The organism is Streptomyces sp. NBC_00358 (genome assembly GCF_036099295.1).
Classification (GTDB): domain Bacteria; phylum Actinomycetota; class Actinomycetes; order Streptomycetales; family Streptomycetaceae; genus Streptomyces.
In genome coordinates, this window is record NZ_CP107976.1 from 2,729,902 (window position 1) to 2,743,866 (window position 13,965).

Annotated in this window: 9 protein-coding genes; 2 read left to right on the forward strand and 7 right to left on the reverse strand. The window is 71.9% G+C overall.

Annotation, left to right across the window (positions count from 1 at the left end; genetic code table 11):
• Window positions 1-121 precede the first annotated feature (121 nt).
• Window positions 122-352 carry a DUF7455 domain-containing protein gene (locus tag OHT01_RS11270; protein WP_266763423.1) on the forward strand — a complete coding sequence of 77 codons (231 nt, stop codon included), beginning with the start codon at window positions 122-124 and terminating at the stop codon, window positions 350-352.
• A gap of 109 nt (window positions 353-461) precedes the next feature.
• Here OHT01_RS11270 and OHT01_RS11275 read toward each other — a convergent pair whose 3' ends face one another.
• From OHT01_RS11275 to OHT01_RS11305, 7 genes are all read right to left on the reverse strand, one after another.
• Window positions 462-1,280, reverse strand: coding sequence for a serine protease (locus OHT01_RS11275; RefSeq protein WP_328553008.1), 819 nt, complete (start codon window positions 1,278-1,280; stop codon window positions 462-464).
• A gap of 133 nt (window positions 1,281-1,413) precedes the next feature.
• Complete coding sequence (locus OHT01_RS11280) at window positions 1,414-2,949, reverse strand: RNA polymerase sigma factor (RefSeq protein ID WP_328553009.1); 1,536 nt, start codon at window positions 2,947-2,949, stop codon at window positions 1,414-1,416.
• A gap of 407 nt (window positions 2,950-3,356) precedes the next feature.
• A complete protein-coding gene (locus tag OHT01_RS11285; RefSeq protein ID WP_328553010.1) occupies window positions 3,357-4,244 on the reverse strand; it encodes a FadR/GntR family transcriptional regulator in 888 nt (295 codons plus the stop codon).
• 162 nt (window positions 4,245-4,406) lie between these two features.
• Complete coding sequence (locus OHT01_RS11290; protein WP_328553011.1) at window positions 4,407-6,344, reverse strand: ATP-binding cassette domain-containing protein; 1,938 nt, start codon at window positions 6,342-6,344, stop codon at window positions 4,407-4,409.
• Between the two features lie 123 nt (window positions 6,345-6,467).
• Window positions 6,468-7,226 (reverse strand): NUDIX hydrolase, encoded by a 759-nt coding sequence (locus OHT01_RS11295; protein ID WP_328553012.1) that lies wholly within the window; start codon window positions 7,224-7,226, stop codon window positions 6,468-6,470.
• Window positions 7,227-7,354: 128 nt separating this feature from the next.
• Window positions 7,355-9,265: a glycogen debranching N-terminal domain-containing protein gene (locus OHT01_RS11300; protein ID WP_328553013.1), complete on the reverse strand. Its 1,911-nt coding sequence runs from the start codon at window positions 9,263-9,265 to the stop codon at window positions 7,355-7,357.
• A 608-nt stretch (window positions 9,266-9,873) separates the two neighbouring features.
• Window positions 9,874-11,622, reverse strand: a complete 1,749-nt coding sequence (locus OHT01_RS11305) for a DUF4192 domain-containing protein (protein ID WP_328553014.1) — start codon at window positions 11,620-11,622, stop codon at window positions 9,874-9,876.
• Window positions 11,623-11,755: 133 nt separating this feature from the next.
• On the opposite strand from OHT01_RS11305, the gene OHT01_RS11310 reads away from it, so the two are divergent.
• Window positions 11,756-13,960, forward strand: a complete 2,205-nt coding sequence (locus OHT01_RS11310) for a RecQ family ATP-dependent DNA helicase (protein ID WP_328553015.1) — start codon at window positions 11,756-11,758, stop codon at window positions 13,958-13,960.
• Window positions 13,961-13,965: the final 5 nt, after the last annotated feature.

Here is a 13,965-nt window from a genome sequence, read left to right on the forward strand (position 1 = left end):
ACCGGCAACAGACAGCCGGCTCGAAAGAAAATTTCGAGGAAAAGCCGCGAGCGGGAACGTTTTCGGCCTGGTTGGATGTTGACCCTGGTACGACAGCTCGTCGAGCTAGAGAAGAGGCGACGTGACTACTGTTCTGACCCCCGCGAGCCCGCTGACGGCCGCTGACCGCTGCGACCGTTGCGGCGCCCAGGCATATCTGCGCGTCGTCCTCCTGAGCGGCGGAGAACTGCTCTTCTGCGCCCACCACGGTCGCAAGTTCGAGCCGGAACTCAAGAAGATCGCCGCTGAGATACAGGACGAGACGGAGCGGCTGACGTCCGTTCCCGAAAGCGTCAACGACGAAGAACACTGACCCTTCGCATCAACGACGAGCGGGTGCCGGCGACAGGCCGGTCGGTGGGCGGTCACCCCCTGGACACAGGGAGTGGCCGCCCGCACTCGTACCGCATCGTCAAGGGCTCTCAGCGACCCGCGTCGAGCGCCTGGACCACCTCCGAGACCCGCGTGTAGACACCCGGGCTCCCGGCGCGCCCACAGCCGCTCCCCCAGGAGACCAGGCCGATGAGGCGCCCCTGGGCGACCAGCGGCCCGCCACTGTCCCCCTGGCAGGCGTCACGCCCGCCCTCCGGCTCCCCGGCGCACACCATGGACGCCGCGTCGTAGGTCCCGGCCTCATTGCCGGGATAGGCCCGCTTGCACGAGGCGTCGGAGAGCACGTGAACGTCCGCGGCCCGCAGGCTGTCGGAGTAGTCCCCGCCGCCCGTCAGGTCGCCCCAGCCATAGACGACGGCGGCCGTCCCTGACTCGTACGCCGGATCACCGGGCGGCGCCATGCGGATCACGGAGGCGGCCGGCAGCGGCTCGGCCAGCGTCAGCACGCCGAAGTCCCCGGCGTTCGTATCACTGTCGTAGTGCGGGTTGACCCAGATGTCGCGTACGGCGATCTCCTTGCCGTCGTCGGACATCAGGTTCCCGCGCCCCGCGATGACCTTCAGATCGCGCGCCTGGCGCGGTGGCGCCCCCAGCACGTCGTCTCCCAGGCAGTGCGCCGCGGTCACGACCGTGGTCGGTCCGACGACCACGCCTCCGCAGAACTGCCCCCCGCGTGTACCTCCGAACCGGTCACGACTGGACAGCGCGACCGTCCAGGGACTCTCGGAGATCCGGACCGGACGGCTTCCGATGACAACGCTGTCGGAAGCCGCGAGGGCAGGAGTGGTCAGCGGTATCACCGCTGCGGCGGCCGCAAGGGCCAGCGTCGGGACGAAGGGACGGCGCATGCGCGCTCCTCACACTGGGACGGTCGTGGAATACCCAGAGTGATCCAGTGAGCGGAGGCACGCACTCCGCGCGTACGTCGAAGGCCCGACCCCCGGCAGAGGGTCGGGCCTTCGACGTACGCGCGGCCGAGGCCTAGTCGAGGTAGTCGCGCAGCACCTGGGAACGCGACGGGTGACGCAGCTTCGACATGGTCTTGGACTCGATCTGGCGGATCCGCTCACGGGTCACGCCGTACACCTTGCCGATCTCGTCGAGGGTCTTCGGCTGACCGTCGGTGAGACCGAAGCGCATCGAGACGACGCCCGCCTCGCGCTCGGACAGGGTGTCGAGAACGGAGTGCAGCTGCTCCTGCAGAAGCGTGAAGCTGACCGCGTCGGCCGGGACCACGGCTTCGGAGTCCTCGATGAGGTCACCGAACTCGCTGTCGCCGTCCTCGCCCAGCGGCGTGTGCAGCGAGATGGGCTCACGGCCGTACTTCTGGACCTCGATGACCTTCTCAGGGGTCATGTCGAGCTCCTTGGCCAGCTCCTCCGGGGTGGGCTCACGGCCCAGGTCCTGGAGCATCTGGCGCTGCACGCGCGCGAGCTTGTTGATGACCTCGACCATGTGCACCGGGATACGGATGGTGCGGGCCTGGTCGGCCATCGCGCGGGTGATCGCCTGACGGATCCACCAGGTGGCGTACGTCGAGAACTTGTAGCCCTTGGTGTAGTCGAACTTCTCGACCGCGCGGATCAGACCGAGGTTGCCCTCCTGGATGAGGTCCAGGAAGAGCATGCCGCGGCCGGTGTAACGCTTGGCCAGGGAGACCACCAGACGGAGGTTGGCCTCCAGGAGGTGGTTCTTGGCGCGGCGGCCGTCCTCGGCGATGATCTCCAGCTCACGCTTGAGCTTGGGGGCGAGCTTGTCGGCGTTGGCCAGCTTGTCCTCGGCGAACAGACCGGCCTCGATGCGCTTGGCGAGCTCGACCTCCTGCTCGGCGTTGAGCAGCGGGACCTTGCCGATCTGCTTGAGGTAGTCCTTGACCGGGTCGGCGGTGGCACCGGCGGCGGCGACCTGCTGCGCGGGCGCGTCGTCCTCGTCCTCGTCCGACAGGACGAAGCCCTGGGCGCCGTCCTCGGCGGGCTCCTCGGCACCGGCCTTGCCCGGGGTCTCCTCGGTAGCCTCGTCGTCGACGAGCTCGGCGTCATCCTTCTTGGCGCTCGTCTTCTTGGCCGCCGTCTTCTTGGCGACCGTCTTCTTGGCGACGGCCTTCTTCGCCGTCGTCTTCTTGGCTACAGCGGCCTTGCCTGCGGACGCGTCCTCGGCCGAATCGTCGGCGAGGGCAGCCGGAGCCGCAGTGGCGGTCGCCTTCTTGGCAGTCACCGTCTTGGCCGCCACGGTCTTGGTGGCGGTGCGCTTGGCCGGACTCTTCGCTGCGACGCTCTTTCGGGTGCGCTTGGGCTCCGCGGCACTGACCATCAGCGTCACACCCTCTTCCTCGAGGATCTGGTTGAGGCTGCGCAGTACGTTCTTCCACTGAGTGGCCGGAATCTGGTCAGCTTCGAAGGCCCGACGCACGTCATCGCCGGCGATCTGCCCCTCAGCCTTTCCCCGCTCGATGAGCGCCATGACAGAGACGGACTCGGCGATCTCCGGCGGGAGCGTACGGGATGTGCTGGCCGACACGAACAACCTCTCGGAACGTTGAAAAACGGCTTCCGGCCCCGTCCATTGTGGACAGGAACCGACGACCGCCGACTGGGGATGGGCCGACGGCGCGGGCGGGGCCGGGAAGATGCACAGCGCCATGAACGGCGTCTGTATTCCTTCCTCGGCTATCACCTCTTAGGTCATCGCGCTGCCCGGAAGAGCGTTACGCCCAATCTGCGTGGCCCGAGTCACACCCCGTAAGCGCTCAAAAGATGGCAGATCACGTCAGACCAGGTCAGGTCATGATCGGCCACCCGCTCGCGGCGTCGGGACCCCACCGAATCCGCGAAGGATTCGGTGGGGTCCCGACGAGCGATGGTTCGCCGGCCCGGCGGGGGCACGGACGCGCGCACACTCCGGACCGCGTCACCCTCGGCGCGCGATCAGTGCTCGCGCGGCGCGGGCACGACACGCTCCACCTCGGGGTGGACGATGAGCAGCTGCCGCATGGCGGCCTCGGCCGCCGCGCCGTCGGCGGCCGCGAGGGCGTCGACGATGCGGGCGTGGTGTCCCAGCGAGGCGTCGTTCGGACGGTCACAGCCGGTGACCGGGCTGCCCGAGACCTGGAGCGCAGCCGACACGATCCCGGAGAGGTGTTCCAGCATCCGGTTGCCCGCGAGCTGGATGAGCAGCGAATGGAACTCGGCGTCGGCTCGCGAGAACGTGAGCGAGTCACCCTGCGACATGGCGTGGCCCATGATCTCGACCATGTCGCCGATACGCTGCTGGATCTCCTCGCGCCCGTGTCCGGCCGCGAGGCGCGCGGCGAGCGGCTCGATGGTCCAGCGGAGCTCGCCGAGCTCGCGCCGCTGGTCGTCCCGCTGCGGCCCGAAGGCCCGCCATTCGATGATGTCCGGGTCGAGAAGGTTCCAGTCACTGACGGGGCGCACGCGCGTGCCGACGTTCGGGCGGGCACTGACCAGCCCCTTGGCCTCCAGGACGCGGAGCGACTCGCGGACGACGGTCCGGGAGACCTCGAACCGCTGGCCGATCTCCTCGGGCACGAGCGGACGGTCCGCGCCGAGGTCTCCGGAGACGATCATCTGGCCCAACTGCTGGACGAGTTGGCCGTGCAGCCCGCGCCCGCGGCTGCCGGCGGTGCGTCGGCCCACACGGCCGAGCTCCGGCTCGGCGCTCTCCCACACAGGGGGGCCCACGCGGTCGACACCCGCAGCGTCGGTGTAGGGGTAACGGTCGAGTTCGCCCGGTCCGGCCAGGCCGGAGTCTGCGGAACGGGCGGCGGTCATCATGGTCTGCGCAAGGGTACTCACGGGTCTTTTGTCGGCGCCGACTCCAACTGCCTTGAGGTCTTTGGTGAAAAGCACACGAAAGGGTGATCGCTCACCCCGTCGCAATTGACGCCTTATCGGAAAGAAATGGGCGTTCTTCGGGGAGTTGTGCGCACAGGGGGAACGGAAGGGTGCGGACGGTTGTCATCGGACCCGGCTCCGCAGGGTGGTGAGCAGATATGCGCAGAGCAAAGCGGTCAGCGACAACATCAGGGCTCCGCCCACGGGTTGGGCGAGCACCCGCACGCCGGCCGCCAGGTAGCGCTCCCCACCGAACGGCCACTGCATGAGGACCAGCTCACGAAGCCGTTCCGGGAAACCGGCCGCCGACCGCACAGACGGCCCCTGCAAGACCTTTTGTACGAGCGGTACGACGACGACGGGCACGCCGAGGACCGCCGCGAGCCCGGCGGCGGTGGACCGGAAGAGGCCCGCCGCCAGCACGCCCGCCCACGCGCAGCCCACCACGAGGCCGAGCCAACTCGCGCTCAGCGAGAGCCAGTCCGACGGAACTCCGGTGAGCTCCGATCCGTAGACGAGGTAGAGCATTTCGAGGTCGCATCCCACCGTGAGGAACGCGAGCATCAGCGCGGTGCTCGAGGAGACCAGGAGCTTGGCCGTGAGCAGTCCCAGTCGGCGCGGGACGGTGCCGCGGTCGGCGGCCAGCGCCGGGTGACGGAACTCCTCGCCGAAGGCGACGGCGCCCAGCAGCCCGGCGCCCAGCGCGGCGGGCGGCAGTGGGAGTTCCCGGGGCCACGCGGCCAGCAGACGCGGCTGAGGCGTGTGCCCGATTCTGGCCAGGAGGACGGACAGCAGGACCGAGGTGATGAGAGCGGCGGCCACGGTGAGGTAGCCGGTGCCCACACCGCCGGCTCGGCGCAGCTCGTACCGCAGGGGGCGCAGCGGGCTCGGGGCCTGGCGTACGGCGATGGGCGGCGGGAGGGGCGAGAGGTCGTTCGCTGCCGTCGCGGAGGCACACGGACCGCCGGCCACCGCCGCGGAGGCACGCGGATCGTCGGCCGTCACCTCAGAGGTGCTCGGATCGCCGGCCGTCGCCGCCGAGCTGCTCGGACCGTCGGTCACCCCCGCGGAGCTGCACGTATCGTCGGCCGTCGTCGCGGAGGCGCGGAGCCCGTCGGCCGTCGTCGCGGAGGTGCGCGGTTCACCGGCCGGACGCTCGGCCTCCTCCTCGGGCGGGATCGGGGCCGGCCCCATGTCGCCGGTCTCGTCCGCGAGTTGGTGTACGAGGATGCCGTGCCGGAAGGCCGTCTCGCCGACGTCGGCGCAGGTGCTGCCGTACACCGAGAGCCGGTTGCCCTCCTCACGCACGACTTCGACGGAGCGCCGCGCCGTGCGGGCCTCCTTGGCCAGGAGGGAGCCGAGCCGGGCGGCGTGCGGACTGCGGACGGCGACCCGGGGCCGGAGCCGGGTGCGGGCGAACTCCGTGGCCTCCTGGTCGGCGACGAGGCGGCCCCGCTCCAGCGTGACGACCCGGTCAGCCGTTCGCGCGGCCTCTTTGGGATCGTCCGTGGTGAGCAGCACCGTGCCGCCCTGTGTCGCGTGCGCGCGCAGAATCCCGTGCAGCCAGCGGCTCTCGCGGGTGGAGAGCCCGTCCGCGGGGTCGTCGAGCACGAGGGTGTGCGGGTCGGGCAGGAGCGCGCAGGCCAGTCCCAGCCGACGGTCCATGCCTCGGGAGAGCGTGCCCAGGCGTTCGTCGCGGAGGCTCACGAGCCCGACCACTTCGAGGACGTCGTCCGCGCGGCGCACGGGCACGCCTGCGGCGGCGCACAGCATGCGGAGCTGACCGCGGACCGTACGGGCCGGATGGCCGGGCACCTCGCCCATGAGGACGCCGACTTCGCGCGAGGGCCGGGCGATGCGATGCAGTGGTCTCCCGCGGAAGTAGGTGATTCCGCGGCCCTGCTGGAGTTCGAGCATGAGTTTCAGGGCCGTCGTCTTGCCCGCGCCCGGGGCTCCGAGGAGCGCTGTGACGTGGCCCGCGCGCGCCTCGAAGGACACGTCGTCAACCGCGAGCGGACGCGCCTTGCGGGTGTTGCTGGTCAGTCCGATGGCCTGGATCACTCACAGCAAGATAGCGCGACATTTCCGATTTTCCGGGCGCCATGCGGCTCGTCTCCGATGGGCCTCTCCGCTCTCGCGCACCCGCTGGGGCTCCAGAGCCCAAAACCCGGTTCGCAGCCCTTCTCAGACCTCGGGGCGCAGCATCGGAGGGTTGAGCAACGTGGCGCCTCCCGCGCGGAACAACTGGGCGGGGCGGCCACCCTGCCGGGTGGTCGTACCTCCGGTGGGCACCAGGAAGCCCGGTGTACCGGTCACCTTGCGGTGGAAATTGCGCGGGTCGAGCACCACACCCCACACGGCTTCGTAGACGCGGCGCAACTCCCCCACGGTGAACTCGGTGGGACAGAAGGCGGTCGCCAGCGACGAGTACTCGATCTTGGAGCGGGCTCGCTCCACACCGTCCGAGAGGATCTGCGCGTGGTCGAAGGCGAGAGGCGCCGCCTGCTCCCCGTCGCGCCCGTACCCGCCCTGGTTCAGCAGTTCCTCGACCGGCGCCCAGCGCGCGCTGTTCGCGTCGCCGCCCGCCCGGGGCGCTGGCAGGTCGGGGGCCAGGGCCAGATGCGCGACGCTGACCACTCGCATCCGGGGGTCGCGCTTCGGGTCGCCGTAGGTCGCGAGCTGTTCCAGGTGCGCGCCGTTGTCCTGCGCGGGTACGGAGGGGTCGTGGGCGCGCAGGCCCGTCTCCTCGGCCAGCTCGCGTGCCGCGGCCTGGGCCAGGTCCTCGTCGGTGCGCACGAATCCGCCGGGCAGCGCCCATCGCCCCTGGAACGGCTGCTCGCCCCGCCGTACCGCCAACGCGCACAGCGCATGGCGGCGCACGGTCAGCACGACCAGGTCCACGGTCACGGCGAAGGGCGGAAAGGCTGACGGGTCGTAGGGCATGCCGTGATCATAGTCGTCTGCCTGACGATAAACACCTCCTTCGGGAGCCCTGTCCACGGTTGACCGGCTGGCGTCCGGTGGGCCACCTCACGGCCAGGAGCCCTCGTTCCCAGGCGCCTCCCTCGACGTCACATCCCCAGTTGCAGTCCCTCACCCGCCTCCTCGACCGTGGCAAGACCCAGTCTGCTGACACATACGGAGAAGGGGGCACCCGAGATCCGCAGGCCCGTCAGTGCGATCTCGCCCAGGGGCGCGGTCCGGAACGGGCGCAGGGTGACGGTTCCCGCGGGCGCATCGGGGCGGATCCCGGCCAGGGAAGCGAGCAGCAGCACCCCGGCGGCCGCGGAGGTGGCCGCCGGGCGGGAGGCGGCCGGATGGGGAAGAGGGGCGCTCCCGGGTGTGCGCTGCTCCCCCGCGTACATCTCGGGCAGCCGGCTGCCGAACGAATCGGCCGCCGCCAGTACACCGCGCAGCAGTGCGCAGGCCTCCTCCTCGTGACCTGCGGCGGCGAGCCCGGTGACGGCAATGGCGGTCTCCTGGACGCGCACGGCCCCGCTGCGATGGCCGAACGGGTTGTAGGCCGTCTCCTTCGTCCCGAGGCTGCGCAGCCCCCAGCCCGAGTCCATGGCCGGGTCGCCGAGCAGCCGCGCGAGCTGCTCGGTCCGCGCCTTGTCGAGCAGACCGGGGGCCAGCTCTCCGGAGCCCAGCAGACCGGTGTCGAGGAGATGGCAGGTGCTCGAACCGAGCTGGGGCACGAGGCGCCCGTCCGGGGTGAGGGCGGCAGCCGGCCTGCCACCGCTCGTGTCCTCGGTCCAGAAGTCGTCACGGAACGCCGTCCGCAACGCCTGGGCCCACTGGCGCAGCCCGTTGCCACCGGACCGGCCGTACGCGTCGAGCAGATCGGCGCCGAGCACCGCCGCACGATGCGCGTGCGCCTGCGTCTCGCAACGGAACGGTCCGCCCGGCTGCGGGTCGGGCAGATATGCGCCGTCGCCGACCGCGGTCCGCAGCCAGACCAGACACCGCTCGGCAGCGGGCAGCAGCACCTCGACCTCCCGCTCAGCCAGTCCCCACCGCCGGGCCTCCGCGAGGAGCACGGGGAAGAGAAGCGTCGCCTCGGTGGCCGTGCAGCCGGGCGGCAGGTGTGGCCCACTGTCCCGGAGCGGTCCCGGAATCAGTCCGGAACGCGGCCCCGGGCCGGCGAGCTGGGTGCGGGCGAGGGTCCGCAGGGTGCCCGCGGCGAGGCGGGTGCCGAGCGGCAGTGTCATCCGGGCCGCGGCCAGTGCTTCCGCCGGCGCCAGCCCGCAGCGCCAGGGAGCCCCGGCCGCGAGGTGCGTGTCCGTGGGATGCCGGGGGTCGCGGAGCAGCAGGGCCCTGAGGTCCTCGACACAAGTACGCAGGAGCGCTTTCGCCCCGGGCTCGTCACTCAGTACCCGGGCCTCGGCGAACGGGCTCGCCGCGCCGAGGCCCACAGCCCTGATCGGCCCCTGCCCGTCCGGCCGGACGCGCAGTTCCAGGGTGCGGGTGCCGCCCGGTGGCAGTTCGAGCTCCCAGCGCAGCAGTCCCGCCGAGGCCAGGGCGTCCGTGGGCGGCGGGTCGGCGGTGACGGTCGCGTACCCCGCGGGGCAGGACCAGCGCAGGCCGGCGGCGTGGACGGTGGCCGGCAGTTCGGGTCCGGCCCGGCCCGAGGCGACGTCGCCGAGTTCCGCGAGGTCCGTCCCGAGGGCGACCTCGACGGGCAGGCGCAGTGCGCGAGGGGCCGAGCTGCGCAGCGTGATCAGCTCGGTGCCGTCCGCATGGCGTGTTCTCTCGACGAGCACGTCCGGGTCAGGACCGGTGTCGGGCGCGGCACGCAGCGTGCCCACGAAGCGGACCCGGTCGGCCGCGAGCATCCGGGCCTGGACGGCGAGCGGTTCCCGGCCCGCGACCCTGACCTGGCAACGGGACAGTACGCGGCGACCCGCCATGTAGAAGCCCTCCAGCCCCCTGCCGGTCAGTTGTCCCTCCTCTGTGGAGATCACCAGCCCTGGCAGAGCCACGCAGATCAGAGTGGTGTGGGCGGGTGGCAGGTCCGCCGGTCGGCCCGGCACGGGAAGGGACGTCCGGGGAAGACCGGGGCCGCGCCCTCCCGGGAGGGAGGGCGCACCGGTGTCCCGGCCCGCGCGAGGAGCCGGCGGGGCGCCCCCGCGTCTGATGGGCTGGGCGGACTCGCGCCCGGACGGACGGTCGTCGTCGGGGGCCGAGGACGGATGGGGCAGGGGCATGGGGTGGCTTCCTCCGCGCTCGGTGCGCCTGGAGCGCGCTGGGCTCCTGGTGGGGGCTCCGCAAGGTCGGGGGCGTCGCGGGGGCGCGATCCGGCCACCGATTCCGCCACTCAGGTGAACGGGGCAGCCCCGTCCGGGGTCACGCCTTTGCCCCAGGAAGCCGACCGAATGGCGGTGGGGCCGCCCGCCGGTCCCACCGGCCGCAGTCGAACGGAGGCCGCCCGCGCAGACGGTGCCGTGGCCGCCGGGAAACTCGCCGGACGCCGACGCCGTCGCCGGAACGCGGCCTGACTCCGGGGCCTCGGAATTCCCGTCCGGCCTTGGCGGAGCGGGCCGATCCGTCCTCGTCCCGGCCCCGCCCGGCCGTGCTGTGCCCTGGCCACTCACCCGTCCTCCCCCGCACCCCGTGGGGCGCTGTCGCCCCTCGCGCGCGACCGGGCGTCCGCCCTGCCCGTCGTTCGCCCCGGTCCTTCCCCGGCCGTCGTGGCATCGCGTGCCGGGCGTCCGCCTTGGGCACGCGCGGTTCCGGCGCCGCGTCGTCCTGGGCGGCTGCCGCCGTCCTCGGCCGGGCGGGGCCGCCGGCGGCGTCGAGCGGTGGGCGCGGAGGAACGGGAGTCCGGTGTGCGGGAAGCCCGCGCGGGGTCGGCCGCCGGACGCGGGGCGCCGGAATCGGCCGGCTGAGCCGCGTCCTTCGCGCCAGGGCCTGTACCTTCCTCGCGCAGACACCGCCGGACGGATTCCGGATCCAGGCCTTCGTTGCATGCCTGGTGGAGAAGACGGGCGAACAGATAGTCGGGATCGGCGCCGAGCGCCATGGCGAGCGCTTCCCGTGCCTCCAATTCGTCTCCCATGGACCAGGCGACCCACCCTGCGAGGGTGAGCGGTGCCGCGGCGTGCTCGCGGTAGGGCCCGACACAGCGACGGGCCAGCGCCCGCCACAGGCGCAGTGCCGGGGCGGCCTCGTCCCCCTCCATCCACTGCGCGGCACGGTCACGGGTCGTTCGGTCCTGGAGGCCGAGGATCAAGATGGCGGCCTCGTCGTTCTCCAGGAGTCCGTCGTCGCGCAGGTCCGACGGACGCGCTCCGGACACGGGGCGGGCGGAGGCGAGCCGGTCCCTGATCCGCCGGGCCAGTGCGAGTGCCTCCTCCGCCACTTCCGCGCGGCTGTCGTCCTCCAGGATCCTCGGTACGAGGGCCATGCTGGCCGTGTCGAGGGCCACCTCCTGGCCCAGCGCGGCGGTGGACTCCCACGGAAGCAGCCTGGCTGTGAGCTCCTTCAGGGATCCGCGCACCTGAAGGCCCGCGTACGTCGCCGCAGCGGCGAGGACGGACGTCCCGGGCAGTCCCATCGACGTGCCGTCGACCGGACAGCATCCCTGCCCCGGGCAGGTGTACGACCAAAAGCGGCCGTCGGAGATGCAGAGTGCCTCGATCACCGGAACGTCGAGACGTCCGCAGGCCGTCCGCAGCAACTGCGCGAGCGGGCGCAGGCGTTCCATGGCCTCCCGCCCCGATTCACCGCTGCGGGGTTCCTGACAGAGGTACGCGACCATGCTCCCGGGGCGGGAGCCCCGGCGTTCGCTCCCCTTCACCAGACCTTGCGCCAGTTGCTCGGAGACGGACGGCCAGTCCTCCGCGTGGGCGGGGATTCCGAGGCGTGCCCGACCGCCGAACCGGCCCCGCCGGTCCCGGTCGTGCAGGGCGACCAGCACGATGCTGTCCTCCGGGCGGTACCCGAGGAGATACGGCAGCGCGTCGGCGAGCTCCGCCGGGGTACGCAGCGTCACTTGGTGCTCCCCGCCCGGGACGCCGGCGAGGCCCGCGTGATGGTCGTCGCCGGCAGTGCGCGCGCCGCCTCCGTGATGCAGCAGTCCGGGGAGGGCGGTACCTCCGGGCATCTCAGCGGCGGCTTGCCTGCGGATCCGGTCCGGGTCGACCCGGTCCCGGCCCTCGCGTCCGGGTCGGCCGACCGCGCCGTCCCGCCCGTCGTCGGCGCGTCCGCCCGACCCGCTCCGGCTGCCGTGATCGCCATCGGCGCCGGATCGGTCGCGCCTGGGGTTCCGGCCGTAACGACCGGCCGCGCCGATGTTCTCGTCTCCGGACCTGCTGGGTGCTTCGTCGTGATTCGTCATGCGGTGACCATCCCGCGGATCGCGGGATTCCGGTTGAGCCTGTGGATAACCATGGCCATGATCACGACAGAATTTGTCCACAGTCCGACGCGCTCGTTCGCGCTATGTCCGACCCATCGGGTTGCATGGAGCCATGACCAACGAAGACCCGCGACCCTCAGTCACCGACCACGCACCCGACGCCGCCCGCACGGACCTCCGGGCCACGGCCGACGCCGTCCTGGCCCGCCTGGTGGGCGCCCGGCCGGGCGAGGCGCGGCTGCGCGAGGACCAGTGGCGCGCCATCGAGGCGCTGGTGGCAGACAAGCGCAGAGCGCTGGTCGTCCAGCGCACCGGTTGGGGCAAGTCCGCGGTGTACTTCGTCGCGACCGCGCTGCTGCGCGAGCGGGGCGCCGGTCCCACAGTGATCGTCTCGCCGCTGCTCGCGCTGATGCGCAACCAGGTGGAGGCGGCGGCCCGCGCCGGAATTCGCGCGCGGACGATCAACTCCTCGAACACGGAGGAGTGGGAGACCATCCAGGCCGAGGTGGCGGCGAGCGAGGTCGATGTCCTCCTGGTGAGTCCGGAGCGGCTGAACAATCCCGACTTCCGCGACCAGGTGCTGCCCAAGCTGGCCGCGGCCACCGGCCTCCTGGTGGTCGACGAGGCGCACTGCATCTCCGACTGGGGGCACGATTTCCGGCCGGACTACCGTCGCCTGCGCACGATGCTGGCCGACCTGCCGCCCGACACCCCGGTGCTGGCCACCACCGCCACGGCCAACGCGCGCGTGACGGCCGATGTCGCCGAGCAGTTGGGCACCGGGGTGAGCACCGACGCGCTGGTCCTTCGCGGCCCGCTGGACCGGGAGAGCCTGAGCCTCGGCGTGCTGCGGTTGCCGGACGCCGCGCACCGGATGGCCTGGCTCGCCGAGCATCTGAACGATCTGCCGGGCTCCGGCATCATCTACACGCTCACCGTGGCCGCGGCCGAGGAGGTCACCGCGTTCCTGCGCCAGAGCGGGTACACCGTGGCGTCGTACACCGGGAAGACGGAGAACGCGGACCGCCAGCAGGCCGAGGAGGACCTGCTCGCCAACCGCGTCAAGGCCCTGATCGCGACGTCGGCACTGGGTATGGGCTTCGACAAGCCCGACCTGGGCTTCGTGGTGCACCTGGGCTCCCCGTCCTCCCCGATCGCCTATTACCAGCAGGTGGGACGCGCGGGCCGCGGTGTGGAGCACGCGGAGGTGCTGCTACTGCCGGGCAAGGAGGACCAGGCGATCTGGGAGTACTTCGCCTCGATCGCCTTCCCCCCGGAGGAGCAGGTGCGGCGCACCCTGGACGTGCTGGCCCACGCCGGGCGTCCGCTCTCGCTGCCCGCGCTCGAACCACTGGTGGAGCTGCGCAGGTCCCGCCTGGAGACCATGCTCAAGGTGCTCGACGTGGACGGAGCCGTGCACCGGGTCAAGGGCGGCTGGATCTCCACGGGTTCACCCTGGACGTACGACACGGAGCGCTACGCCTGGGTCGCCAAGCAGCGGGCGGCGGAGCAGCAGGCGATGCGGGACTACGTATCGGGGACCGGCTGCCGTATGGAGTTCCTCCGGCGACAACTGGACGACGAGGGAGCCGCGCCGTGCGGGCGCTGCGACAACTGCGCCGGCGGTCGGTTCCAACCGGCCGTGTCCTCCGCCGCGCTGGACGCGGCGAACGGCGAGCTCGGCCGTGCGGGCGTCGACGTCGAGCCCCGGAAGATGTGGCCGACCGGGCTGCCCGCGGTCGGCGTCGAGCTGAAGGGACGCATCCCGGTCGGTGAGCAAGCCGCTCCCGGACGGGCCCTGGGACGGCTCTCGGACATCGGCTGGGGCAACCGGCTGCGGCCGATGCTCGCCCCGCAGGCCCCGGACGGACCCGTGCCGGACGATGTCGCCAAGGCCGTGGTCGGCGTCCTCGCCGACTGGGCGAAGGGCCCCGCCGGTTGGGCCTCGGGGCAGCCCGACGCTCAGCCGCGCCCGGTCGGCGTGGTGACCGTCGCCTCGCGCACGCGGCCGCAGCTCATCCAGTCGCTCGGCGCGCGGATCGCGGAGATCGGCCGCATGCCGCTGCTGGGGTCCGTGGAATACGTCGGAGAGGTGCCTCAGATGTCACGGAGCAACAGCGCTCAGCGACTGAAGGCGCTGGACGGGGCCTTGACCGTGCCTCCGGCGCTGGCGGACGCTCTGAAGGAGGCGGGAGGTCCGGTACTGCTGGTGGACGATGCCACGGAGACGGGCTGGACGCTTGCGGTGGCATCACGGATGCTTCGCAGAGCGGGTGCTCAGGGCGTGTTGCCGCTGGTCCTCGCCGTTCAAGCGTGACGCGC